21 protein-coding genes and 4 tRNA genes are annotated in these 24,538 nt (G+C 50.1%); 20 read left to right on the top strand and 5 right to left on the bottom strand.

Features of this window, described 5'->3' with window-relative positions:
• Positions 1-89 precede the first annotated feature (89 nt).
• The 12 genes from KQI64_RS03270 (at position 90) to KQI64_RS03325 (ending at position 8,109) form a co-directional block, all read left to right on the top strand.
• Positions 90-857 (top strand): IspD/TarI family cytidylyltransferase, encoded by a 768-nt coding sequence (locus KQI64_RS03270; RefSeq protein ID WP_253289172.1) that lies wholly within the window; start codon positions 90-92, stop codon positions 855-857.
• A complete protein-coding gene (locus tag KQI64_RS03275) occupies positions 847-1,932 on the top strand; it encodes an NAD-dependent epimerase/dehydratase family protein (protein WP_216523316.1) in 1,086 nt (361 codons plus the stop codon). The genes KQI64_RS03270 and KQI64_RS03275 overlap by 11 nt, the downstream gene beginning before the upstream one ends.
• Positions 1,933-2,078: 146 nt before the next feature.
• Positions 2,079-2,774 (top strand): IspD/TarI family cytidylyltransferase, encoded by a 696-nt coding sequence (locus KQI64_RS03280; protein ID WP_216523317.1) that lies wholly within the window; start codon positions 2,079-2,081, stop codon positions 2,772-2,774.
• Between the two features lies 1 nt (position 2,775).
• Entirely contained in the window at positions 2,776-3,825 is a 1,050-nt protein-coding gene (locus KQI64_RS03285; protein ID WP_216523318.1) for a galactitol-1-phosphate 5-dehydrogenase, read from the top strand.
• Between the two features lie 12 nt (positions 3,826-3,837).
• Positions 3,838-4,503: a ribulose-phosphate 3-epimerase gene (locus tag KQI64_RS03290; RefSeq protein WP_216523319.1), complete on the top strand. Its 666-nt coding sequence runs from the start codon at positions 3,838-3,840 to the stop codon at positions 4,501-4,503.
• Between the two features lie 20 nt (positions 4,504-4,523).
• Positions 4,524-6,299, top strand: coding sequence for a CDP-glycerol glycerophosphotransferase family protein (locus KQI64_RS03295; protein ID WP_216523320.1), 1,776 nt, complete (start codon positions 4,524-4,526; stop codon positions 6,297-6,299).
• Between the two features lie 68 nt (positions 6,300-6,367).
• Positions 6,368-6,444 (top strand) — tRNA-Arg (locus tag KQI64_RS03300).
• Between the two features lie 85 nt (positions 6,445-6,529).
• Positions 6,530-6,606: transfer RNA gene (locus tag KQI64_RS03305), tRNA-His, on the top strand.
• A gap of 3 nt (positions 6,607-6,609) precedes the next feature.
• Positions 6,610-6,685: transfer RNA gene (locus KQI64_RS03310), tRNA-Lys, on the top strand.
• A 69-nt stretch (positions 6,686-6,754) separates the two neighbouring features.
• Positions 6,755-6,829: transfer RNA gene (locus KQI64_RS03315), tRNA-Gln, on the top strand.
• A gap of 414 nt (positions 6,830-7,243) precedes the next feature.
• Complete coding sequence (locus tag KQI64_RS03320; RefSeq protein WP_216523321.1) at positions 7,244-7,876, top strand: hypothetical protein; 633 nt, start codon at positions 7,244-7,246, stop codon at positions 7,874-7,876.
• Positions 7,873-8,109 carry a hypothetical protein gene (locus tag KQI64_RS03325; RefSeq protein ID WP_216523322.1) on the top strand — a complete coding sequence of 79 codons (237 nt, stop codon included), beginning with the start codon at positions 7,873-7,875 and terminating at the stop codon, positions 8,107-8,109. Before KQI64_RS03320 ends, KQI64_RS03325 begins: the two co-directional genes overlap by 4 nt.
• Positions 8,110-8,228: 119 nt before the next feature.
• Here KQI64_RS03325 and KQI64_RS03330 read toward each other — a convergent pair whose 3' ends face one another.
• Positions 8,229-8,774 (bottom strand): TIGR01440 family protein, encoded by a 546-nt coding sequence (locus KQI64_RS03330; RefSeq protein WP_216523323.1) that lies wholly within the window; start codon positions 8,772-8,774, stop codon positions 8,229-8,231.
• Positions 8,775-8,952: 178 nt separating this feature from the next.
• On the opposite strand from KQI64_RS03330, the gene KQI64_RS03335 reads away from it, so the two are divergent.
• From KQI64_RS03335 to KQI64_RS03350, 4 genes are all read left to right on the top strand, one after another.
• Complete coding sequence (locus KQI64_RS03335) at positions 8,953-9,642, top strand: hypothetical protein (protein ID WP_216523324.1); 690 nt, start codon at positions 8,953-8,955, stop codon at positions 9,640-9,642.
• 148 nt (positions 9,643-9,790) lie between these two features.
• The gene (locus KQI64_RS03340; RefSeq protein WP_216523335.1) at positions 9,791-10,954 is read left to right on the top strand and encodes a glycerate kinase family protein; all 1,164 of its coding nucleotides are present in this window, start codon (positions 9,791-9,793) and stop codon (positions 10,952-10,954) included.
• Complete coding sequence (locus KQI64_RS03345) at positions 10,944-11,279, top strand: hypothetical protein (protein WP_216523325.1); 336 nt, start codon at positions 10,944-10,946, stop codon at positions 11,277-11,279. The genes KQI64_RS03340 and KQI64_RS03345 overlap by 11 nt, the downstream gene beginning before the upstream one ends.
• Complete coding sequence (locus tag KQI64_RS03350) at positions 11,276-13,441, top strand: YhgE/Pip domain-containing protein (protein WP_216523326.1); 2,166 nt, start codon at positions 11,276-11,278, stop codon at positions 13,439-13,441. The genes KQI64_RS03345 and KQI64_RS03350 overlap by 4 nt, the downstream gene beginning before the upstream one ends.
• An 81-nt stretch (positions 13,442-13,522) precedes the next feature.
• Here KQI64_RS03350 and KQI64_RS03355 read toward each other — a convergent pair whose 3' ends face one another.
• Complete coding sequence (locus KQI64_RS03355; protein ID WP_216523327.1) at positions 13,523-13,729, bottom strand: zinc finger-like domain-containing protein; 207 nt, start codon at positions 13,727-13,729, stop codon at positions 13,523-13,525.
• 458 nt (positions 13,730-14,187) lie between these two features.
• On the opposite strand from KQI64_RS03355, the gene KQI64_RS03360 reads away from it, so the two are divergent.
• Positions 14,188-15,180: a ubiquitin-like domain-containing protein gene (locus KQI64_RS03360; protein WP_216523328.1), complete on the top strand. Its 993-nt coding sequence runs from the start codon at positions 14,188-14,190 to the stop codon at positions 15,178-15,180.
• Positions 15,181-15,210: 30 nt separating this feature from the next.
• On the opposite strand, the gene KQI64_RS03365 is transcribed toward KQI64_RS03360, so the two are convergent.
• The 3 genes from KQI64_RS03365 to KQI64_RS03375 all read right to left on the bottom strand — a co-directional run bounded on the left by KQI64_RS03365 (position 15,211) and on the right by KQI64_RS03375 (position 20,988).
• Entirely contained in the window at positions 15,211-16,929 is a 1,719-nt protein-coding gene (locus tag KQI64_RS03365; protein ID WP_216523329.1) for a phospho-sugar mutase, read from the bottom strand.
• Positions 16,930-17,047: 118 nt separating this feature from the next.
• Positions 17,048-20,026, bottom strand: coding sequence for an acyltransferase (locus tag KQI64_RS03370; RefSeq protein WP_216523330.1), 2,979 nt, complete (start codon positions 20,024-20,026; stop codon positions 17,048-17,050).
• Positions 20,027-20,043: 17 nt separating this feature from the next.
• Positions 20,044-20,988, bottom strand: coding sequence for a glycosyltransferase family 2 protein (locus tag KQI64_RS03375; RefSeq protein WP_253289174.1), 945 nt, complete (start codon positions 20,986-20,988; stop codon positions 20,044-20,046).
• 185 nt (positions 20,989-21,173) lie between these two features.
• Between KQI64_RS03375 and pfkA the strand changes: the two genes are divergently transcribed.
• The 3 genes from pfkA to KQI64_RS03390 all read left to right on the top strand — a co-directional run bounded on the left by pfkA (position 21,174) and on the right by KQI64_RS03390 (position 24,493).
• Positions 21,174-22,145, top strand: a complete 972-nt coding sequence (gene pfkA, locus KQI64_RS03380; RefSeq protein WP_216523331.1) for a 6-phosphofructokinase — start codon at positions 21,174-21,176, stop codon at positions 22,143-22,145.
• Positions 22,146-22,216: 71 nt separating this feature from the next.
• Positions 22,217-23,698 carry a hypothetical protein gene (locus KQI64_RS03385; protein ID WP_216523332.1) on the top strand — a complete coding sequence of 494 codons (1,482 nt, stop codon included), beginning with the start codon at positions 22,217-22,219 and terminating at the stop codon, positions 23,696-23,698.
• 3 nt (positions 23,699-23,701) lie between these two features.
• Positions 23,702-24,493, top strand: coding sequence for a mechanosensitive ion channel family protein (locus KQI64_RS03390; protein WP_216523333.1), 792 nt, complete (start codon positions 23,702-23,704; stop codon positions 24,491-24,493).
• Positions 24,494-24,538 lie beyond the last annotated feature (45 nt).

Raw genomic sequence — 24,538 nt, forward strand, 5'->3', positions numbered from 1 at the left:
CCATATAAGGGCGTTTTTTTCAAGGATTTCGTTACAAGAATGTAAATTGACAAACAGCCCCTTTGGTGGTATTTTGAAAGTGGATTATTATGTCAATCAGGAAAGGATTGAAAAATATGGTTACCGCAATGCTTTTTGCCGGCGGGATAGGCGCGAGAATGAAGTCGTCCGATCTGCCGAAGCAGTTTCTGGAGGTGGGCGGAAAGCCTATTATCGTTCACACAATGGAGCATTTCTCGAGGCACCCGATGGTCGACGGCATTGTCATCGCCTGCAAGGAGGACTGGATAGAGTATCTTGTCGAGCTTATCGAGCGTTTTTCGGTCAAAAAGATCCGTTCGATCGTACCGGGCGGCGAGACGGGCTTTGCCTCGATCCATAACGGAGTTGTCGCGACCGCCGCGTTTTCCAAAGACCCCGGCGATATTATTCTTATCTGCGACGGAGTGCGTCCGATGCTCTCGGACAGGCTGATCTCCGATTGTATCACGGAAACGATAAAACACAAGACCGCCGTACCGGTCACCCCGAGCATCGATTCACTCCTTTACAGCACGGACGGAGAAAGCTGCAAAAAAAGCTATGACAGGAATACAATGTACGTCACTCAGGCTCCGCAGGGGTACACCATGGAGCGCATTCTCTGGGCGCATGAGGAAGCGGAAAAGCGCGGCATAACCAACCCGATATCCTCGAGCGAGCTGTTTATCGAGCTGGGCGAGAGCGTACACCTGTTCAGAGGCGAGCGGTTCAACATCAAGGTCACGACTCCCGAGGATCTGGTTACTCTGCGCGCTCAGTTTTATTACGATAATTACAAGAAATTTGCCAAGGAAGAATTGAAGTATGGACTATAAGGTTAAGGACTGTGTCCTTCAGAGTATTTACAGTGACGCTTTTGAAATTGCGAACGCGGATATCCCGTGGGACAAGCTTTCGGGCTCAACGGTGCTGATAACAGGCGGCGGCGGATTTATCGGCGGCTACCTCTGTCTTGCTCTGCTCACAAGAAACGATGAATACAACTCGGATATCCGTGTGATCGCTCTTGTCAGGAACGGCGAAAGAGCGCGGAAAAAATTCGGAGATCTGCTTGAACGCGATGATTTTTCGCTCTGCGTTCAGGACGTCAACGAGGAGATAAAAGCCCCGCGCGCGGATTATATCATTCACGCGGCTAGTCAGGCGAGCAATATCCAGTTTGAAAACGACCCCGTAGGCACGATAACCGCCAACCTCACCGGCACCGCCAACGTTCTTGACTACGCGAAAAAGAGCGGAGCGAAGTCGACTCTGATCGTCTCAAGCCTCAAGGTTTACGGCGTGATTTACGGCAGTCAGGAGAAAATCACCGAGGACGACAGCGGATATATCGATTTCACCTCATACAAGAACTGCTACGCCATGGGCAAGCGCGCTTCCGAGACGCTCGCCGCGAGCTACTGCCGCGAGTACGGAATGAACGTAAAGCTCGCTAGACCCGCCTATATTTACGGAGCGGCGTCGCTTGACGACGACAGGGTATGGGCGCAGTTTATCGCGAATGTCGTAAGAGGTCAGGATATCCTGCTCAAGAGCAACGGAGCCGCCAACCGTTCCTTCTGCTACGTCACCGACACGGCGACGGGACTTCTGACGATTCTGCTTAAAGGCGAAAACGCCCTGCCATACAATATTTCCTGCGAGCTGTCCGACACGACGATACGCGGCTTTGCGAAGGCGGCATGCGCGGCGTTTCCCGAGAGGAATATAAGCCTGAAATTTGCAAATCCCGGGGACGAGCGAGAGCCGGAAAATCTTCCTTCTCCGCTCAGGCAGGTGCCCGAAATCCTCGACAATAAAAGGCTGAAATCGCTCGGATGGGAGCCGAAGGTGTCGCTTACAGAGGGAATTAAAAGGGCAGTTGCTGTATTAGAGGAGCAAACAAAGTAGTAATTTCGTCTATTATCTACAATCTGTTGTGTTCTTGTTGACAAGGGCACAAAATATGTGATATTATACAATAGTATGGATAAACTGTTTATTATCCGTTTCAGCAGGATAATAAGCTTTAGCCTGTTTTGAAAATGGGGGAAAGTATGAATACCGCTATAATTCTCGCGGGCGGAGTCGGCAGCCGCATGGGCGTCGACAGACCGAAGCAGTTTTTGATGGTAGAGGAAAAACCGATAATTTCATATTGCTTTGATATTTTCCAGAAGCACGATGAAATCGACGCCATGGTCGTTGTTGTCAGCGAGCAGTGGCAGGGATTTGTCGAGGAATACGCCGCAAAGTACGGCGTTGACAAGATTTGCGGATACGCTCCGGCGGGCAAGTCGCGTCAGCATTCCATATATAACGGCCTCAAGTGCATCGCTCAGAACGCCCCGGACACCGATATCGTAATCGTCCACGACGCGGCGCGTCCGCTCGTTTCCGACAGAATCATCTCGGACTGCGTCAAGGGCGCGACGGATTATGACGGCGCGATGCCTGTTATCACCGTCAAGGACACTGTTTACCAGAGCGCCGACGGCGAAAAAATCGACTGCCTCTTAAAGCGCAGCGAGTTATTCGCGGGACAGGCTCCCGAGAGCTTCAAGTTCAAAAAATACTATCGGATACATAACGAGGTCAGCGACGAGGAGATCGGCGCTACTGCGGGCAGCAGCGAGATCGCTTACCGCCACGGAATGGAGATCCGCATGGTAAAGGGCAGCGAGCGCAACCTCAAAATCACCACGATAGAAGATTTGGAAACCTTTGAAACGATACTGAAAGGCGGCAACTGATATGGATACTATGAAGGCGAGAGTATTAAGAGCTGTCGGCAATCTCGAGTACTGCGATTATCCTATGCCCGAGGTCAAGCCCGACGAGGTGCTTTTCCGCGTAAAGGCGTGCGGAATCTGCGGCTCGGATATCCCCAGAATTTTTGTGAACGGCACCTACCACTTTCCGACTATCCCCGGACATGAGTTCTCCGGTGAGGTAGCGGGCGTAGGCGACGAGAAATACAAGGACTTAATCGGCACGAGAGCCACTGTTTTTCCGCTGATTCCCTGCAAGACCTGCGAGAACTGCAATAACGGCGACTACGAGATGTGCAAGAGCTACGACTATCTCGGTTCGCGCAGCGACGGAGCCTTCGCCGAGTACGTGAGAGTTCCGGTCTGGAACCTCGTTCCCATTCCCGACAGCCTTTCCTTTGAGGAAGCCGCTATGACCGAGCCCTGCGCTGTTGCGCTTCACGCGCTCAGACGCGCTCAGATCGAGGTAGGCGACAATGTAGTTATCTTCGGACCCGGCACCATCGGCATGCTTATCGCTCAGTGGGCGAGAGCATGGGGCGCGAGAGTCCTTCTCGTCGGCACCGACGTAAATAACTGGGATTTCATCGAGAGCATGGGCTTCACCGAATACTGCAACTCCTCCAAGGAGGACGCGATCGAGTGGGTAAAGAAGATGACCGGCGGCGTAGGCGCAGATATCGCTATCGAAGCGGTCGGAATCGCACTCACAGCCTGCAACTGTCTTGAGGCTGCGGCTTCGGGCGGCAAGGTTATCTTTGTCGGCAACCCTCACGGGGATTTCACCTTCCCGCAGAACACCTACTGGCAGATTCTCAGAAAGCAGCTTTCGATCTTCGGAACATGGAACTCAGCCTACAGTGATACCCACAAGAGCGACTGGAACCTTGTCGTTGACGCTATGGCTAAGGGCATGATTGACGCCAAGAAGCTCATCACACATAAATTTGACCTTGAAACCATGGATAAGGGTCTTGATATCATGAAGAACAACACAGAGTTCTTCGCCAAAATCATGGTTGTGAATCAATAAAGAGGTATTGATATGAAAGGAATGTTATCGCCTTCTCTGATGTGTGCCGACGCGCTTAATTTACAGTCGGAGATAGAGGTGCTTGACAAGCTCGGCGTTGAATATATCCACCTTGATTTCATGGACAATCACTTTGTTCCGAATATCACTCTGAGCGCCGATCTGATAAAGGCGGTCAAGGGCGTGCTTGTAAATATGAAGCGCGATATCCACATCATGGCATATAATCCCGCACAGTATTTTGATACGATGGATATCGGACAGGGCGACATTGTCGCGGTGCACTACGAAGCCTGCGACAATCTTCACGAGGTTCTCGCTGAAATCAGACAGAGAGGCGCGAGTCCTTTTGTCGCGATCAGTCCCGACACCGCGCCCGAAGTTCTCGCGGATTATCTTGACGAGCTCGACGGCGTAATCGTAATGACGGTTTATCCGGGCTTTGCGGGACGTCCTATTGTCGAGGGCAGCTTTGACAAGATCAAGGCGGTGCGCAAGCTCCTCGACAGCAGGAGAGAGGGCATTCTGCTTGAGGTCGACGGACACGTCAGCTGGGATCTGTGTCAGAAGATGCGCGCTTGCGGCGGCGATATGTTCGTCGCGGGTTCTTCCTCGCTGTACCAGAAGGGGCTCGACCTTGAACAAGCCGTTGAACGCATGAGAGCTTTGATTTCTTAAAAAGTATTAGGGGTGTATTTGTGGTTTATCAGATTGAAGTAAAAGAGTTGACGATTGTCAAGAACAAAATGACTCTTACGATAATGGGTACTATTTCTGACCCTACGATCAATTCGCATTTTCTTTCAAATCCCAAGCTGGTGCTGCATTTTAATAACGGCAAAGAGGACAGACGTATTCCGTTTGTCCTTTCGAATGTAACCCACATTGACGGAAAATGCTTTTTCTCAGGCAGATATACATACCGTCTCGACCTGCTTTTCTGGAAGACGAGAAAGGAATGCCTGCCGTTTGAAATGTTCCTCAATCTCGGCTTTGCCGATTTTTATGAGGAAAAAATTCCTGTTGACCTGACTCCGGAGCTTTCGGAATCCGATAACAGAAATTTCAAGTATACCATTCACGGAAACAAAATCGAGTTTACTCCGGACAGAAGAAAAATCTATCATAATCCGGTAGCGAAATTCTTCGTAAAATTCTTTAACGGAATTATAAAGACCGTTCTCTTTATCCTCTCGCTGGCGCTTATTCCGTTCTTTATCCTCGAGGCGCTTCTGCGCATGACGGGTATTATGAACCTTCCTGCGCGTTTTAACGACGAGAACCCGATCAAGAGATTCATAGCATACATCTTCTGGCGCTTCTCGAGAGTATCGACTACCGACCTCTCTGTATGGAAGGTCAAGAGGTGGATTTTCAGAAGGTGCTTCGGCTTCTACAAGACCTTCTTCAAGGTTCAGGACAAGAAGATTTCGTTCATCTCGCTTCGCCGCGACGATCTGTCGGGCAACTTCGCGTTTGTTTACGACAAGCTCAAGAACGACGACAGCCTTGACATCAATTTTATTCTCAACGATCACACCATAGCCTACATGTCCTTCAAGGAGATCCGCGCGTTCACAAAGGCTTGCGCGACAAGTAAGGTTGTTGTGCTCGACGAGTTCACACCTCAGATACACTACATTGATCTGAGGGACGATACAAAGCTGATTCAGCTCTGGCACGCCTGCGGCGCGTTCAAGACCTTCGGCTTTACCCGACTTTCAAAGCCCAAGGGTTCTCCGCAGCCCACAAGGAACCACAGAAGCTACGACTTCGTTACCGTCAGCTCCACATACTGCAAGAAATGCCACTCCGAGGGCTTCGGTATCGCCACCGACAACGTCGTGGCTACGGGTATTCCGAGAACAGACGTATTCTTTGACGAGAATTACAAGGCGGCTGCCCGCAAGAAGTTCTACGACGCTCATCCGACCTTCAAGGGCAAGAAAATCATTCTTTTTGCGCCGACCTTCCGCGGCATGGTCAAGGAGACGGCGTTCTATCCTACAGAGATGTTCGATATCAACGAGGTATGCTCCAAGATACCCGACGACTACGCGATCATCATCAAGCATCATCCCTTTGTCAACGACGTTCAGCCGATTCCCGACCGCTACAAGGACAGGGTGATCGACCTCTCGGCGGACAACGAGCTCAACGATCTGCTCTTTGTCACCAACGTCATCATCACCGACTACTCATCGCTCGTATTTGAGGCGTCGCTGATCGACATTCCGATGATTTTCTACGTATTCGACCTTGAGAAATACATCAACGAGCGCGATTTCTATTTTGATTTCAAGCTTTACGCGCCCGGCAAGATTGTTTATTCAACAGAACAGCTTATCGATTCTATTAAAAACGAGGATTACTGCACAGAGAAGATCAAGCCGTTTGCCGACATGTTCTTCGATTACCGCGACGGCAGATCCACGCAGAGGGTAGTAAAGCTGATTTACGACAATCTCAAATAATTTTCGAAAACCTATTGACAAAATTGGCGGTATTTAGTATAATGTAAAGGCTGATGAAAATCAGATACGCGCCAATAGCTCAGCTGGATAGAGCAACTGCCTTCTAAGCAGTAGGTCAGGGGTTCGAGTCCCTTTTGGCGCGCCAACAGCGCCAAGTATCATTACTTTCGGCGCGCCAATAGCGCCAAAAGGCGCAACAAGTGGCACCAAAGGATTTTGGTGCATACATGGTGGGATTAGCGTAGTTGGTTAACGCGCCAGTTTGTGGCACTGGAGACCGACGGTTCGAATCCGTCATTCCACCCCACTTGACTCATTAGCTCAGTTGGCAGAGCACTTGACTTTTAATCAAGGTGTCCGGAGTTCGAATCTCCGATGGGTCACCAATGCCGCACAAGGAAACTTGGGCGGCTTTGTTTTTAGTCAGATCTCTGCCAAACGAGTAAAATACAAATTGGGCTGTCGCCAAGCGGTAAGGCAACGGACTTTGACTCCGTCATCCGTGGGTTCGAATCCCGCCAGCCCAGCCATCATGCGAGCACAAAAAAGATATTGTGCCGAAAAAGCCCGATTTTATCGGGCTTTTTTGCTGTCCGAACCGTGGTTTTAGAAGGTGCCGAATCGTAGATATTTTTCGCCGATTTTTTAGTTTGGCGGGATTCGAACCCACGGGGAGCGCTAAAAGAAGTAAATATTTAGCTATAGGCGGGTAAGAGATATCAGAAATCTTTTACCCGCTTTTTGTTTTGCTCAACTCTGGCAAATGAGTGAGAATCAAACATTAAAAAACTAATAAGTAACGCCGAACCCGCCGTTGAAGAAAGGTTTGTAAAATACAAATCTTTCCGAAGGCGGAGATAGCGTCCACCGACGCCCAATCGTTTAGGAATAAGCGGTTGGGCTTTTTTTATTTATCAAAAAAACTTTAAAGGAGACAAAACCAATTGAAACATTTTTTAATCATCAACGGTCGGATCGTTCCGGCTAAGTTTGTACCGCGCAAGATTGCGGTCAAAAAATCCATTGACAGCGAGGAATCTTCAAACTGTAAATTTGAAGAACCGTTTTGCTCTGATGCTGATGAGGACGAGGTATTCCTTTCCAACGTCAGCTTCAGCCTTATTCTAAAAATGCTCTGTATCTACAGCAGCAACCACAGCTTCAACCAAAGATTAAGAATGATGGGAGAATCGACAATGAAAGACGGATTCATGAACAAGTACCACAAGAGCTGCTTCGATCAGACGACAGCGAATATCGACAGGAGCAATAACGTCCTGATGGCTGCGGTATATCTGCTGACGGCTGATTTCAGGCTGTGGAAGCAGACGAAAAATCACGTTGAGAAGAATAGGATCTGTTTCGGCAGGTTCAAGCCCGTCAACTGTACTGAAACCGGCTACACCGTTTACAGCGCGGCGAAGGACATCTATCTCGGCACCAAGCATTTCACGCTCAGCGACCTCGCGGATAAACACCTGATACCGCCGAAGCTGTTCGAGGTGATCTGCACAGCGATGACAATCAAGCGGTACGGCGTTAAGGTGCTCGACCGAGCGAAAGAGGTTGCGGCATGAGTAGGTTAGATAAGATTCCCGAAGCGGTCAGGGATTTGAAAACCGACGGAGAAGCCGCCTTTATGCAAGCCCTCCTGGAGATCGAGCCGGACGAGGACATTATGTCGTGTGAATACTGTGAATATTATCGGGTCAAAGCGGATCGTTTCGGCAGAAAGTGCCGTATTGATTACTGTCCGTGTCTCAAAGAGCGTATCCCTTACGGCGCGGCTGGATATATTGATTTTTGCTGAAATTGCGATTCCCAAACACCCACCCAAAGAAAACTCCACCGGAGAATAACAAAAACAAAGGAGCTGACTCAAAATCCTTTCGGGTTTTGAGCCGGCTCCATATTTTTGACGTCTATGTATTATCTTCTGTCCGCGTCGGGATAAACCGCTCTGCAGCCGCCGATGAATTTCGGGCGTGTTCTCGCTGCAAGGAGAATTGCTCCGCCGATATGGTCAAGGCTGAGCCTGACGGGTACGGCTACTCTTTTGAGGTGCATGCCGATCAAGGTGCCGCCGATATCCAAGCCCGCGTCCGCGCGTATTTCTTCAACAGCGACGGGATTTTTGAATTTTTTCCACGCTGTCGCAGCAAACGAGCCACCTGCCTTTGGCTGAGGAATAACGCAAACCTCCTCAAGACCTGCCGCCGCTTCCTTCTCAATGATAATAGCGCGGTTGAGGTGTTCGCAGCACTGAGCAGCAAGGTAAACTCCGCGTTCTCTGAGCACGTCGCAGATTCCGTTGAAAACCTCCTCCGCGGCGGACACGTTCGAATTATGACCGATAACTCCGCCCACGATCTCGCTTGACGAGCAGCCGACGACCATGATGTCGCCGGGTTTAAGGTCAGCCGCGTCGCAAAGCTCCTGAGCGGCGAGTTTAGCCTGTTCATAAATTGAATCCATATTATCATCTCCGCAAATAGTATATCACATTTTCAAAGAATTACAATAGAACGCGGCGCAAAAACGCGAAAAACGCCTCGGTTCACGTTGCTGGGGCGGAATGAGACGACTGAATTCGGCATTTTTCTTGACAATCTGTCAGATTTAAAGTATCATAATAGTCAAGGAAGGTGATAATATGAAAAAAGTATTTTCTGTATTAGCGATTTGTATCACTGCCGCTATGGCTGTTTCACTCTGCGGCTGCGGCAATAATACAAGCGAAGTATCAGCAACTACCTCAAAGGTTGAAGCCACAACCAAAGCTGCGGCTACGACTGTCCCTGCCGCAACAACAAAAGCCGCTGTTCAGAGCGCAACGGGCAGCAGCGAGTCGAGCGAATCGGCGACTGCCGGTTTTAACGAGCAGGACGCCACAAAGCAGGCTGTTGAAAAAGCTGCCGAGCTCTACGGAGACGGCGACTGGAGACTTGCCTCCTCGGAAAAAACAACAGACCCGAACGGACAGTCCTGTTACCGTATCGGACTGATCAACTATTCCAATTCCCAGTCACCCACATATTATTTCTACAGCGGCGAATCCTTCTGTTATCTTGACGACTCAGATCACTCTGAGAGCTCCGGTGAACAACAGAGCGAATCCGGTCAGGACTACGCGGTTCAGAAGGCGCTCGCTCTTGCGAGTCAGATGTACGGCGAAGGCGATTGGCGCGTTGAGTCTGCTATTGAAGCAATGACCCCGAGCGGTCAGCCCTGTTGGTATGTCGGCGCGGTGAACTATTCAAATTCCCAGTCTCCGACCTACTATTTCTATTCAAGCGACAGCTTTACCTACGCTGACGAGGAAGTCAACGGCTACCGTTACTGATAATCTGAAAATAACCAGACCGTCGGATTTGATTCCGGCGGTTTATTCTTTTTAAAAATCTTTAATAAATCTACACAAAACAGTTATTATATGATATAATATATTTATGTAAAATCTTGACAGGAGTTAATATATGAATGACAAACCGATAAAGCTGTTATTCGCTTCGGATTCGTTCAAGGGCAGCCTGACCAGCCTTCAGACAGCTATGCTGCTCGAAAAGGCGGCTGATGAGGTATTCGGGCGCTGCGAGTGCAAAAGCGTCGCGGTTGCCGACGGAGGAGAGGGAACAGTGGACGCCGTTGTGTCCGCTGTCAGCGGCAAAACCGTCAGCGCCGATGTGCATGACCCGTTGATGAAGCGTATCAGCGCGTCATACGGCTTGCTCGACGATAACAGGGCGATCATCGAGATGGATTCTGCTTCGGGACTTACTCTGGTGCCCGAAAATCTCCGTAATCCGCTGAATACCACCACATACGGCACAGGCGAGCTGATTCTTCACGCGCTTGACAACGGCTGCCGCGACATCACCGTCGCAATAGGCGGCTCCGCTACAAACGACGGCGGAATGGGCTGTATGCGCGCGCTGGGAGTCCGTTTTCTCGATTTCCCGGGAAATGAGCTCGAAGGCTTCGGCAGAGATCTGGAGAAGGTCGATTACATAGATACCGATAATATCGACAAAAGACTCGGCAGCTGCCGGATAACCGTCATGTGCGATGTCAGGAATCCTCTCTGCGGCGAAAACGGAGCCGCGCGCAACTTTGCTGCTCAGAAGGGCGCCGATAAAAAAACTGTCGCAAGGCTTGAATCGGGCATGCAAAATTACCGCGAGGTCATAAAGCGCAGATTTAATATCGACTGCGATTCGGTTGAGGGAGCAGGCGCGGCAGGCGGATTAGGCGCGGCGTTAAAAGTCTTTTGCAGCGGAGAAATGAGGGCGGGCGTAGATACCGTTCTCGATCTGATCGATTTTGACAGCCTTCTTGAAGGCGTTGATCTGGTAGTGACGGGCGAAGGCCGCGCTGATTGGCAGAGCGCCTTCGGCAAGGTGATGAGCGGAGTGGGAAAACGCGCCAAAGCCAAGGGAATACCCGCGATAGGATTGTGCGGCTCGCTCGGAAAAGGCGCGGAAAATATCTTTTCCTGCGGAATCAGCTCGCTGATTACGACTGTAAACGCTCCTATGACGCTCGATATTGCCATTGAAAACGCACAGGGGCTGTACTATGACGCGGCGGTCAGAATGTTCCGCCTGATTAAGGCGGGAATGACCGTCAGAGAGGGGAGAGAAGAAAGTGAGCACTGAAAATAAGGAGTCTTTGGAAATAAAGTCTGACGAGCATCAGGTGTTTCTGCGGGTCACCGAGGCTTATGAGGAAGCAAGGCGCAAACGCGAGAAATACAAAAAATACGGACCGCTGTTCGTACTTATCTCAGGCGTCGTTTTTCTGACGCTGATATTCACGCTCGAGAGCAAAATCTCGTTTTTGATACTTTGGGTCATCACGGTGCTTTACACGGTCGCACTGATGATACGGGCGGAATACAGGTATCACAAATTCAAGGAATACCTCGGACTGACCGGCGATAAGAAGGACGAGGAAGCAAACGAGGAGGAAGAGCAGACATGAAAAAGATATTCTCTGTATTCCGTTTGGATTTACACAGCCTGACAAAGAATCTTATCGTCTTTGTCGTAGTGATAGGAATAACGATTCTGCCCGCGTTATACGCGTGGTTCAACATCGCGGCTAACTGGGACCCTTATTCGAGCACGGGAGGTATTTCCTTTGCGGTATGCATGCTTGACAAGGGCTGTAAGTTCAAAAGCATGGAAATCAACGCCGGCGAAAAGATCACCGACGGGCTCAAGGCAAATGATAAAATGGGCTGGGAATTTGTCGATGACGAGGACGAAGCGGTTCAGGGCGTAGAAAACGGCAAGTATTACGCCGCAGTTGTCATTCCCGAGGACTTTTCAGAGAATCTCCTGTCGATAACCTCAGGCAAGTTCAGTCAGGCTAAGCTGCAATACTTTGTTAACGAGAAGAAAAACGCCATAGCCCCGAAGATCACCGATAAGGGCATTTCGACGATACAGGAGTCGGTTGACGCCGCATACGTCAGCACGATCGCCGAGACTATCGCCACTACGCTCAACTTTACCGAGGAGGAGCTTGAGGGTGAGAAGGAGAAAATCGCCGATAAGCTCACCACGGCTCTCGGTAACGCCAAGACCGATATCAAGAGCTTCAACGACTCCGTAGATCTGCTGATAACCTCGCTCGATTCTGTCAGCGATCTGATAAAATCCAACAAGGATATGATTCCCACTATCCGGAAATCACTCGCGAATGTCGGCGTTGTGACCGGGGATATCAAGGGCTTGATTTCCTCGACCCAGAGCACAGCCGCACAGCTGACGACCGTGATAGATAATCTTATCACCTCGGGCGACTCATACGCTCAGAGCATTTCAACTCAGCTTGACGACGCTTTTTCCACCGTCAGCACAGACGCGAACGCCGTCGCTTCCAAAATCAGCAAAATCGAGGTCATTAACCAGAGCAGGATAGCCGTCAATAACAAGCTGATCTCTATCTTCAACGGAATTCAGACCAACCTCGGCATAGATTGCTCAAAGGTTATCTCAAAGCTCGAGAGCTCAAACGAAAAGCAGAACGCGATCATCGACAAGATCGACGCGATTTGCGACACGATCAAAACAAAGGGCGAGGTTCCGGCAAACGCAAAGGCTGAGCTTGACAGTCTTATTTCGGACGCGGAGTCCTCAGTTGCCGCGGCATCGTCCGAATTCAGCTCTGTCAAGGGCGAGATCGATTCTGCGCTCAATAATTCCTTCACAAAGCTCGACAGTGTCGCAGACTTTGCGCAGACCGTCAGCGGCACGACCGATCAGCTTGACAAAACCTTCGACACAGCCGCAACGACCGTCGACGATCTCAAGGGCGTGCTTAATAACCTCAAGACATACCTCAACAGCCTTTCAGACCGCATTGACAAGGCGGTTGATAAAATCGATACGGCAAAGAACAACGAGACGCTTGAAAATCTGATTATTCCGGTCATCGAGGATCCCAAGGCGCTCGGCAGCTTCCTTTCAGAGCCTGTTTCCTACGATACCAACCGCGTCTATCCGATCGAAAACTACGGCTCCGCCATGACTCCGTTCTATTCCGCGCTTGCGCTGTGGGTAGGCGGCGTTGTTCTGGTTGCCGTTCTCAATGTTGACCTTACGGAAAGCGACCGCAAAAAGCTCGGCAAGGCAAACCCTGTGCAGCTTTTCTTCGGCAGATACCTGATGTTTCTCGTGATAAGTCAGATTCAGGCGATAATCATCGCGCTGGGCGACCTGTTCTTCCTCAAGATACAGTGCGACAACCCGCTGCTGTTCGTGATAACCTGCATGCTCTCCAGTCTTGTGTATTCGCTTATAATCTATTCTCTTACGATAACGTTCAGCGTGATCGGCAAGGCTCTCGCTGTCATTATCCTTATCATGCAGGTCGCCGGTTCGGGCGGCACCTTCCCGATAGAGGTTCTGCCGGGACCGTTCAAGGCTATCGCGCCGTTTTTGCCGTTCAAATACGGTATCAATGCTCTGCGTGAGACCGTCGCGGGTGTGGACGTCAGCTCGTATCTCTACAACCTCGGAATGCTCATGCTCTTTATTATTCCCGCGCTTCTGCTGGGACTTCTTCTCAGAAAGCCCTGCATAAAAATAATCGCCTTCTTCAACGAAAAAATCGAGGAGAGCGATTTGGTGATTTAAAAAACAGAAAAAGCGTCATAACGAAAGGGGATACCTTTCGCTATGGCGCTCTTTTTTACGCTTGCGCGTCATTTGCTGTGATTACTTAACGGGTTTTAAGTGTCGTATACCGGTACCGAGGCAGTGAGGACACTGCATTTCGATGCGTTTATCACCGATAATCTCGTATCGGATAATTCCGGTACCGACGCAAACATCACAGCGGTTCTTTTTTTTTGACGCCGCGTTCGCGTTTGACAAACCCATTTTAGCAAAGGGGTTTATCACAGTGATTCTTTCTTCACTCATAAAACTATACCTTCCTTTTGTGAGTTTCCTCACAGTTATAATTATATCATTTCGCGTGTTGTGTGTCAAATCAAATTTTGAAGCGTAAAAACGGCAGAGTTGCAAAATGTGCTGAAAAAAGATTATTTTTCAACTAATTTGTCATATTATTCGCAATGAACTATTGCGCATTATGCTAAATCACAATGTTATTTTGCGCAAAAGAATAATAAATAATTCATTGTGAGAATAATGATTAGTAAATAACAAAACTTTTTTGTGTACGATTAACAAACTTTATTTGTGTTGTCACTATGGGCAAAGTCTATTGACATCGGTGCAGGAAATATAATATAATAGTGATAAGAAATTCTATTAGGAGCAAAAGAGTGATGCGGGTTAATTACGCTTTTTCGCGATTGATTTTAATTTTACTAATTTTATTCAGCTTTTCCTCGTGTTCCTTTTTCGGAAAAGAAGTGACTGTCTCCGTCAACGATAACGGAAGGACGATTACTGTCGACGGCAAGGATAATATGACGGTAGAGGATATTCTGAATGAAGCCGGCATCAAATTGAGTACACGCGATAGGGTCGAGCCTGAAATATCTGTAGCATGGCGTGATTCAAACGCGGACGAGATCACTGTCAGGCGATACGCGAGGGTAACTGTCACCGACGGCAGCAAAACCGAGCAGACCGAGCTTGTCGGCGGTACTGTTGAACAGGCAATAGCGCAGGCGGGTTTTGATATCAACGAATATGAAAGCCGCTCTGATATGAATAACTATTTGACAGACGGCATAACGATCATGCTTACCAAAAAGGCGGCTGAAACCACAGCTCCGCCAACTACTGCACAGCCGACGACGCAGTCCTCTGTGAACACAATAATAGGCAATGACGCCGACGGATATTACTATGTCGGCTCAAACGGACAGGTCGATAATAACTACTGCGACGGCGTGACGGTAAACGGAGAGGACTGGAACGTCATCTGCGGAGTCGCGGCGAAGGTTGTCACCGAGTCCGACAAGACACTTCACCTCGCCTGCAAGGACGTCGCGAAATGGACGAACAGCTCGATGTCCAAGGAGGACAAGCTCAAGGTCTGCTTCGATTCGATAAAGAGCGATTACCTCGAGGGCGTCCGCCACAATCCGCCATACCGCGAGGACGACTGGCATATAGTTTGCGCCAATGATATTTTCGTTTACGGTAAAGGCGACTGCTACAGCTACGGAGCGGCGTTTGCGTATGTAGGCAGAGCGATAGGCTATACCGAGAGCTACGCGATAAACAGCGGCGGTCACGGCTGGGCTGAAATCAACGGCCTTATCTACGACCCCGAATGGAGCATGCACAGCAGCAAGAGCACGTATTTCGGACTGAGATACGATGATAAGGTCGACGTGCCGTATGCCTCCGCGATTTCTGACGGAGCGGAATGGAAACGCAAAAAAATCCCCTGACAGACGTCAGGGGAAAATTTTTGCCATAAATTACAGACCGAGGAGCTGCTTTGAAGCCGTTACGATTTCGTCGCAGACAGCAAACGCGTTGTCCTTATCGGTTCCGACAGCGGTGATATAGAGCTTGATTTTCGGCTCTGTGCCGCTGGGACGGATGATAACGCCGTTGTCGCCCTCAAGGTGAAGCGCGATAACGTTTGAGGTGGGCAGAGTGAGCTGCTCGACCTCGCCGGTCAGAAGGTCGGTCTCCTTCTTGAGCTGGTAGTCGCTGACCTTGACGACCTTGTATTTTCCGACGGAAGCGGGAAGATTCTCTCTGGTGGAGGACATAAGCTGAGCCATCTTCTGCATACCCTCGGCGCCTTCGAACTCAAAGGCGAAGGTCTGGTTGAGATAGTAGCCGAATTCCTCGTAAAGACCGTCGATGACCTCTGCGAGAGACTTGCCCTGCTTCTTGTAGTAGGCGGTCATTTCGCAGATGAGCATTGAGGCTACAACCGCGTCCTTATCTCTTACATACGTGCCTGAGAGGTAGCCGTAGCTTTCCTCAAAGCCGAAGAGGTAGCGGTTTTCCTCGCCCTTCTTTTCGAGGTTTAGAATGACCTCGCCGATGTATTTGAAGCCGGTGAGAACGTTTTTGAGCTCGCAGTCATACTTCTCGCAGAGCTTGTTGATGAGCTTTGTGGAAACGATAGTCTTTACAACAACGGGCTTTTCGGGAAGGGTGCCGTTAGCCTTTTTGCAGGAGAGGATATAGTTTGTCAGCATAACGCCGTCCTCGTTGCCCGTGATAAGGCGGTAGCTGCCGTCGTAATCCTTGACAGCGATGCCTACGCGGTCGGAGTCGGGGTCGGTGGCGAGAAGCAGATCGGGCTGCTTTTCCGCGCAGAGCTCAAGACCCTTCTGCAGAGCCTCTTTGATTTCGGGATTGGGATAGGGACAGGTGGTGAAGTTGCCGTCGGGCATCTCCTGTTCCTTGACGACGTTGATCTCCTTGACGCCGATTTTGCCGAGAACCTTTCTTACGAGCTTGTTGCCCGCGCCGTTGAGCGGAGTGTAAACAACGCTGATGTCAGCGTCCGCGCAGATTCCCGGGTTGACCTGCTGCTCGAGCACGCAGTCGAGGTATGAATCGTAAACGCTCTCGTCAACATATTCGATAAGACCCTTTTCAATCGCCTCGTCAAAGTCCATTGTCTTGACGTCGCTGAAAATGTCGAGCTTTGTGATCTCGTCATACACAGCCTGAGCCGCGTTGTCGGTCATCTGACAGCCGTCCTCGCCGTATGCCTTGTAGCCGTTGTATTTTGCGGGGTTGTGGCTCGCTGTTACCATGATGCCCGCCTGACACTTGAAGTAGCGCACCAGATAGGAGAGAACGGGAGTGGGCTGGAGCTCCTTGGTGATATATGTCTTGATTCCGTTCGCCGCGAGAACCTTTGCCGCCTCGATCATAAAGAGGTCAGCCTTGATGCGGCTGTCGTGCGAAATCGCCACAGCGCCCTTGCCGTACTTGTTAATTACGTAATTGGCAAGTCCCTGAGTAGCCTGACGCACAACGTAGATGTTCATTCTGTTTGTACCCGCGCCGATAACGCCTCTGAGTCCGGCGGTGCCGAATTTGAGAGCGGTGTAGAAGCGCTCATAGATCTCTTTTTCATCGCCCCTGATACTCTCGAGCTCGGCAATCAAATCCTGATCCTCAACCGCGTTTTTGCACCAGGATTCGAATAATTTGGTAATCTCCATAGGTTAATCCTCCTTTTAATATAGTAGTTTGAATGTGTTCGATTTTTAAATAATCATAACATAAAACGGCGAAAATTACAAGTATTCTGTCACTTATTTTCGCCGTTTTAATTATTTATTATTTTTTCTCAAGCTGATAGCTTACGTTTGTTTCCGTGAGGGTGTATCCCTTGCTCTGAAGCTCGGGCAGCAGTGTGCTCACGTTCCATTTCGCCGATTTCGGAATGTAAATATACTTCGGCGTCTTTTCAGGATTCATCTCGTAGTAAGTGCGCATTCTCGACAGAGTGCCTTCGCCCTGTTCGTTGCCGGTCCATGCCGAGAAGGTTCCGTAGGGGAAGTCGTTCATCGCAAGGTACGGCCAGGTCTCAAAGCTCATAAAGAGAATATTGCCGGGCTCCTTCATCTGGAATGCGACCATGTCAGTGTACATATTGTTGTAGCTTTCGAGATTTGCGTCGGTAGTAACGATACCCGAGGCGGGACCCTGCTTTATCTCAGCGGTCAGAGCGTCGGGAGCGGAATCCCAGAACACATGGTAGGTCTTGGCTGTGATCTGCGCGCCGCCTTGGAAGGCTATGATAATGCCGACGAGAATGAAGCTCAGTATGCGCGAAGCGGCAGCGTAGGTGAGATTATCGGGGGTCTCGCGCATCTCTTTGATCAACCTTCCGAGGAAGATGAAGCTCGCGACATTGGCGACAACCATGACCGACGCGATGCAGTAAATCATCTGGTTCGAGCCGTAGTGGATGCAGAAGGAATAGATAAGACCCGTGACGAATACCGCTGCAAAGAGCTCACGCGGCTTGTTCTCGATAAGGATATAAGAGGTGATGCCTAAGAAGAGCATCGGCAGCATAATATGGTTGTAGGTCGTCGAGGTCACGCCGGGCAGCAGCATAATGAGAGAAATACCTGTCGCCGCGCAGGAAAGACAGAGATAAACAGCGCGGTGGAGCCTTCTCTTTCTGTCGAAAATCATAAACGCGAGCATCGCGAAATAACCGTAGAGCACATATTTGAAGTGCGGAGTCATATCGAAAATCGACTGGAAGTAGGTTTCGACCTTTCTGCCGAAGGGAATGGACGGATGCTCGGGGTCCTTGAGCATTTCGGGAATGTTCGCGAAGATATCTCCCAAGCCGGTTCTTGTCAGTGTGAAAATCAGGAATACGACGGCAAGACAAGCGGCTCCGGCTGTGAAGAACAGGAAGGTGCGCAGCGAGAACATCTCGCTCTTGAGCACAAAGCGCATTTCCTTTTTCTTTATCGCGTAATGCACGCCGACGCAGGCGCCGTAGAGGAAGAAGCATACGATCAGGTACGGGTTACAGAGAACAGCTCCGGCAAACGCAAGACCGCTGAGTATGGGCAGCAGCTTTTTCTTGTAGTCCGCGGTAGCGAGCAGCACTCCCGCGACAAGCAGCAGCTCTATGCCCATTGTGTTGTAGCTGAGCGCCATGATGTTATACGGGGTGTAAAGAAAATAGAGCGCGCAGCCGAAAACGCTTAATATGCCGTATTTTCTGAGTCTTGTGTAAATAAGGACGGCTGCTCCGGTGTGGAGGACAAGATACAGCACTCTAGCCGCGATCATGATTCCGTCAGTGGAGCCGGTTATCAGTCTGAACAGCGATACGAACGGAATGAGCAGGAAGCCCGAGAGCTGGGAAACATGCCATTCGTCGGTAAACAGCGCGTCGCCGAGTGAAAGGCGGTGCGGCACGGTGAGGTAGAACGCCTCGTCGCTTCCGCCGAAGCCGTAGCGCAGCTTCCAGATTGAAAGGATAACGCCGAAGCACATCAGAGCGGCAAAGAGCAGGTCCTGCCATCTCATGAAATTTCCCGCGGCGATTTGCTCACAAACGAGTACTTTGATTTTCTCGTAAGCCCTGATAATCAGCTTTGCGAGAACATCGAGAACAAAAGAGAGCAGCGCTGAGCACAGGAAGGAAGCGGGAACCGTGAGCAGGTAGTAGGGAATACGGTCGACCATGACCGGAACGGTCAGGTTCAGGTTATAGTAGATCAGCGAGTCAAAAATAAACGAGCACAGATAAATTCCGAGCGCGAGGTCCGACACGCGCCAAAGCGCGAGCTTGACTGATGGTTTCCAGTTTTCCGTCTTGATTCTGCTGATAAGCAGAAAAAGCAGGACAGACAGTACGAACGGATAGAAGCCGTACCAGAAGCCGTAAATGCCGGTTTTGAAGCCGCCGCCGTAGCTGCGGAACCAGTTGAACACGGTCGAAGCGAGCAGAGTGCCGGCAAAAAGAGCCGCGGCAGCTCCGGTTTTAAGGCGCAGACCGTATTCTCTGAGATACGCGCCGACAAAATAATAGGTGAGGGGATAAAGTCCCATCCAGTAAGCGGGAACGAGCTTCTGGAACTCGTCGCTGCTTGTGGGAGTTACCCACCACTGAGCGCTCTGGAAGTTGAATATGTTGAGCATTGTGGGAAGGATAGTGAGGCAGACCATTGTGACGACAAGGATCTGCTTGTGCTTTTTGCTTCCCAGTTTATTGTATGCGAGGTTGAGGAAGGGTGCGATAAGAAACATTCCGATATACATTTCGATATACCACGAATAGTTCGCGCCCGTGAAATCGAGGATAGAAAACAGGTAGTTGATGAAGTTGTACTTGCCCGACTGCGAAATAGCCTCAAACATCGCTCCGTAGTTGAAGCTGTAAAAGGCCTCCTTTGCGGCGGGAATCTCGTGAACGGACTTGAATATCATGCAGGCAAAGGTCGCGAGGATAAACACGATAACCGTTTTGCGAATGCCCTTGTAGTAGCCCTTTTTGAGTTCCTTGCGGCTCATCAGATAGCCCGTCAGAATCATGAACAGAGGTACGCAGACGCTGAACAGGGTGCGCATCGCAAGGGCGAGGAACATCAGCGGACCGTGCAGGGAATCTCCGTTGCCGGTAGAGATGCTGTCGATTATTCCCTCGATCGGGGCAAGTCCTGTGACGGGCTCGCTGTAGAAGCCGTTATGCAGGAAGAAATGAACGGAAAGAACCGTAAACACGGCGACGATGCGAAGGATATCCATGGAGCTGTTGCGCTGCTCCAGTTTTTTAATATTCATTCTTTCAGCTCCTTGTATCAGTCGTCAAGATATTTTTCCACGATAAAACGCGGACGGCGCTTGGTCTCAAGGTATATTTTGCCGATATATTCGCCGATAATACCGATCGCGAGAAGCTGCAGACCGCCGAGCGCCCAGATTGAGCAGAGGGTGCTTGCCCAGCCGCTGACCGCCGCGCCGATAAAGAAGCTGACGAGCGAGTAAATCACCATGACCATGCTGATAAGGAAGATGATAACGCCCGACCAGGTGATAATTCTGATAGGCTGAATGCTCAGAGAGGTAATGCCTTCCCAGGCGAGCGCGAGCATTTTCTTGAGCGGGTACTTGCTTTCGCCGGCGAGTCTTTCGAAGCGCTCGTACTTGACGATATCGGACTTGTAGCCGATAAGCGGAACCATGCCTCTGAGGAAGATATTTGTTTCCTTGTACTGAGAGAACGCCTCAAGCGCGCGCTTGCTCATCAGGCGGAAGTCGGCGTGGTTGAAAATAACCTTGGCTCCCATATGGTTGAGGATTTTGTAGAAAGCCTCGGCGGTAAAGCGCTTGAAGAAGGTGTCTGTCGCGCGCTTTGAACGGACTCCGTACACAACGTCGCAGCCCTCCTCGTATTTTGCGACCATCTCGTCGAATACCTCGATATCGTCCTGGAGGTCGGCGTCGATCGAGATAACCGCCTCCGCCTTATCCTTGAGAGTCATCAGGCCGCAGAGAAGCGCGTTCTGGTGACCGCGGTTGCGGGAAAGCTTTATGCCCTGAAAAATGGGGTTTTCGTTGTGCAGTTCTTCAATGATCTGCCAGGTCTTGTCCTTTGAACCGTCGTCGATAAAAACGATTTTGCTGTCAAAGGTGATTTTGTGCTGGGACATCATGGATTCGTACTTGCGCAGAAGCTTTTCTGCGGAATCACGCAGCACTTCTTCTTCGTTATAGCACGGAATTGCGAGATATAAGTTTGTCATTATTTTTCTCCTCACATAGTAATACATTATAATAATAGTATTTATTTCACTAAATGTCAAGAAAACAAAAAACAAAGTGTCATTTTTTGTAAGAATTTTTTTCAAATTTAAAAAATCCCCTTGTAAAGAGCAGAGGATTGTATTATAATATATAAAGAAAATAACCTTTAACGGAGGTAGAATATATGTCACAGCAAAAAGCTATAGCAGTATTAACCAGCGGCGGCGATGCCCCGGGTATGAACGCGGCGTTCAGAGCGGTAGTACGTTCGGGCATCAATATGGGTATGAAGGTTTACGGTGTTTACCGCGGCTTCAACGGCTTGCTCAACCAGGATGTTGAGGAGATGAACCTTCGCTCTGTTTCCGAAATCATCGGCAACGGCGGCACAAAGCTCTACACAGCGAGAAGCGAGGAGTTCAAAACCCCTGAGGCTCAGCAGAGAGCTGCTGAATTCTGCCGCAGTCTCGGCATCAGCGGCGTTGTAGTTATCGGCGGCGACGGTTCTTTCCGCGGCGCTAGAGCCCTCACAAACGCGGGTATCAACTGTATCGGCGTTCCGGGTACTATCGATAACGATATTGCCTGTTCTGAATACACCGTAGGCTTTGACACCGCTATGAACACAGCTCTGCAGATGGTTGACCGCATCAGAGATACAGCTCAGTCGCACGACCGCTGCTCTCTTGTTGAGGTTATGGGCAGACGCTGCGGCGACATTGCCCTGCAGACCGGTATTGCAACCGGCGCTACCGCGATTCTCGTTCCCGAGGTCAAGTACAACATTGAGCGCGACGTAATTACAAGAATTGTAAACACCCAGAAAACCGGCAAGAAGCACTTTATCATAGTTGTTGCCGAGGGCGTCGGCGGCGTAAGAGACCTCGCAAAGTATATCGAGCAAAGACTCGACATCGAAGCGAGAGCGACTATTCTCGGTCACGTACAGCGCGGCGGTTCTCCGACGCTCAGAGACAGAGTTGTAGCCAGCCAGATGGGTTACAAGGCGGTCGAGCTGCTCAAGAACGACATCGGCAACCGTGTTGTTGTTATGCGCGAAGGCAAGATCACAGACCTTGATATCAACGAGGCTCTCGAAATGAAGCGCGTATTTGATATGGAGCTCTACAAGATTGCGATGACAATTTCAATCTGATTATTCCACGGATTCACGGGGCGAACTGAGTTCGCCCTTATTTCTTATATTTCCCGAAAGGAATTATTCGTATGCTTTCAAGATTACAAAAGCTCTCGAAGGACATGATTCTGTATTCGGTCATTTTATCCGATTTTGAAAAACCGGATTTTAAAAATGACGCTTTGGCAGGCGTCCGGGCAAACTATTTTAATTCAAATCACTGCGCCCAGAGCGATACAACCGAAATCGAGCTCGACGGCAGACAGCTCAGCCTGAGCTATTCCATGAAGGCGGGCGAGCCGGTTTCATGGAAGATCACAAAGAATCATCAGCCGTATCAATCCGTCCGCAGAGGGTCGGGCGGCTCTTACTGCGTGATGACCTACAGCGACAACGGCGTCGTATACAAGCGCGCATATTATGACGGCAGCCACATCTGGCAGCGTACAGATTATTATCATCAGGAAAAAGAAAACAAGCTGCTCGCAAGCGTATATCCGCGCATGTCCGACGGCTTGCTTACGCTGAGAGTCGAAAAAATTTCCGACGATAATACAAAAACCCGGATGACCCTTTTCCCGTCGGAGAACCACGGCGGAATAAAATGCGCCGCTCTGGTTTATTCCAATGCCGGCATGCTTTGGTATGACTCGCGGTTCGCGCCTTCCTCGGTCAGCGCAGATTATTCCTTTGACAGAAAGGGCTTTTGCTTTACTCCGGCTGATTTTTGCGGCGAAGCTGATGAAAAGCTCGATCTGGAGAACGCGGCTCTCTTGTCCGCAGAGGATATTGAGTCGGCGGATTCTGAGCTTACCGAGAATATTCCCGAGGAGGAAAGACCTTATTCCGCCTACGACAAGATCGAGAGTATTCTGCTTGAGGCTCAAAAGACCAACAAGAATATCTTCGGCGAGGTTGTAAGTCACGCGGAGCCTGTTCCCGAGGAGGAAGTGCCCGAAGAAACAGATGAAGCTGTTGAAGCCTTGGAAGAAACAGAGACCGGGGAAATTCCCGCCGTTGAAGAACCCGCGGCGGAAAACGATACCGAAGCTCCGGAAGCTTCCGACGCACCCGAAGAACCCGAATACGAGGTTGCGCAGGAAGGCGAGTCCGATATGGAAATCAAGACTCCGAACGGCGTCTACTCATATTACGGACAGCTCGACGGCAACAATCAGCGTACAGGCAGAGGCAGAACGACCGCTCCCGACGGAACCCCGGTTTACGAGGGCGGATACAGCCTTGACAAGCGCAGCGGCTTCGGCGTCTGCTATTACAAGGACGGCAGCCCGAACTATTTCGGTAACTGGGAGGAAGGCAGACGAAACGGACGCGGCGTAGGCTTTCGACAGAGCGACGGCACCATTCACGTCGGAAAATGGACAGAAAACAAGCCGAACGGCACAGGCGCGCGCTTTGACAGCGACGGCAATTTCCTCGACGTCTGCGGCTACGAGAACGGCGTGCGCAACGGAACAGGCGTTTCGTTCGACGAGGAGGGAAGGATACTTATCCGTCAGTGGGAAAACGGCGAGCTGATTTCCGAGCGCGTCATTTCCGACGAGGAATAGATTATGGAACAGATTTTTACTTTTCTCAGGGACCACGCTTTTCTGAGCAAATTACTGATTTTTCTGGTGATAATAGCCGTCGGCGTCATAGCCGTAAAGTTTCTTTTGATACCGATCAGAAAAATCCTGCTGAAAACCAAAATCGACCACACGGTAAAAACCTTTACATTCTCGTTTGTCAAGATCGCGCTCTATACGATCGTGGTTCTGATAGCGCTCACGAACGTCGGCGTTGAGATAAACTCGATCATCACCGCTATCGGAGCGGCTGCGGTAGCCGTCAGCCTTGCGCTGCAGAACACGCTGAGCAACTTTGTCGGCGGCGTGATTTTGCTTGTGGCAAAGCCGTTCACCGCAGGAGATCTGATTGAGTTCGGCACATATGAAGGATATGTCGAGAGCGTGCGGATATTTTTCACCACTATCCGCACCTTTGACAACAAGCTTGTCAGGATCCCGAATTCCAAGCTGACCGCCGACAGCGTAGTGAATTGCTCCGCAGGCGAGGTGCGCAGGGTAAAGAATGTTTTTTCCGTCAGCTACGACGACAATATAACGAAGGTAAGAAGCGTTATTCTCGATGTTGTTTCCCAGAACGACCTGATTCTGACCGACCCCGAGCCGAAGGTTTACGTTTCTGATCATCTTGACAGCGGCGTCGAGATTACGGTTTTCACATGGGGCAGACAGGAAAATTATTACGCGATCTTGTTTTACATGGAGGAGCAGGTCAAGAACGCGTTTGACGAGAACGGCATAACGATTCCTTATCCTCATATAGTTGTCAAAAAATAACATCATAAAAATTTAATTATTGCAGATAATAATGGTGTCGCGATA

The organism is Lachnoclostridium sp. MSJ-17 (assembly GCF_018918205.1).
Classification (GTDB): Bacteria; Bacillota; Clostridia; order Oscillospirales; family Acutalibacteraceae; genus Ruminococcoides.

What these genes read in the sequence shown, in the direction of transcription:
- KQI64_RS03270 (WP_253289172.1), top strand. Translation starts at nt 90, where the DNA reads ATGTCAATCAGGAAAGGATTGAAAAATATGGTTACCGCAATGCTTTTT.
- KQI64_RS03275 (WP_216523316.1), top strand. Translation starts at nt 847, where the DNA reads ATGGACTATAAGGTTAAGGACTGTGTCCTTCAGAGTATTTACAGTGAC.
- KQI64_RS03280 (WP_216523317.1), top strand. Translation starts at nt 2,079, where the DNA reads ATGAATACCGCTATAATTCTCGCGGGCGGAGTCGGCAGCCGCATGGGC.
- KQI64_RS03285 (WP_216523318.1), top strand. Translation starts at nt 2,776, where the DNA reads ATGGATACTATGAAGGCGAGAGTATTAAGAGCTGTCGGCAATCTCGAG.
- KQI64_RS03290 (WP_216523319.1), top strand. Translation starts at nt 3,838, where the DNA reads ATGAAAGGAATGTTATCGCCTTCTCTGATGTGTGCCGACGCGCTTAAT.
- KQI64_RS03325 (WP_216523322.1), top strand. Translation starts at nt 7,873, where the DNA reads ATGAGTAGGTTAGATAAGATTCCCGAAGCGGTCAGGGATTTGAAAACC.
- KQI64_RS03330 (WP_216523323.1), bottom strand. Translation starts at nt 8,774, where the DNA reads ATGGATTCAATTTATGAACAGGCTAAACTCGCCGCTCAGGAGCTTTGC.
- KQI64_RS03335 (WP_216523324.1), top strand. Translation starts at nt 8,953, where the DNA reads ATGAAAAAAGTATTTTCTGTATTAGCGATTTGTATCACTGCCGCTATG.
- KQI64_RS03350 (WP_216523326.1), top strand. Translation starts at nt 11,276, where the DNA reads ATGAAAAAGATATTCTCTGTATTCCGTTTGGATTTACACAGCCTGACA.
- KQI64_RS03355 (WP_216523327.1), bottom strand. Translation starts at nt 13,729, where the DNA reads ATGAGTGAAGAAAGAATCACTGTGATAAACCCCTTTGCTAAAATGGGT.
- KQI64_RS03365 (WP_216523329.1), bottom strand. Translation starts at nt 16,929, where the DNA reads ATGGAGATTACCAAATTATTCGAATCCTGGTGCAAAAACGCGGTTGAG.
- KQI64_RS03370 (WP_216523330.1), bottom strand. Translation starts at nt 20,026, where the DNA reads ATGAATATTAAAAAACTGGAGCAGCGCAACAGCTCCATGGATATCCTT.
- KQI64_RS03375 (WP_253289174.1), bottom strand. Translation starts at nt 20,988, where the DNA reads ATGACAAACTTATATCTCGCAATTCCGTGCTATAACGAAGAAGAAGTG.
- pfkA (WP_216523331.1), top strand. Translation starts at nt 21,174, where the DNA reads ATGTCACAGCAAAAAGCTATAGCAGTATTAACCAGCGGCGGCGATGCC.
- KQI64_RS03385 (WP_216523332.1), top strand. Translation starts at nt 22,217, where the DNA reads ATGCTTTCAAGATTACAAAAGCTCTCGAAGGACATGATTCTGTATTCG.
- KQI64_RS03390 (WP_216523333.1), top strand. Translation starts at nt 23,702, where the DNA reads ATGGAACAGATTTTTACTTTTCTCAGGGACCACGCTTTTCTGAGCAAA.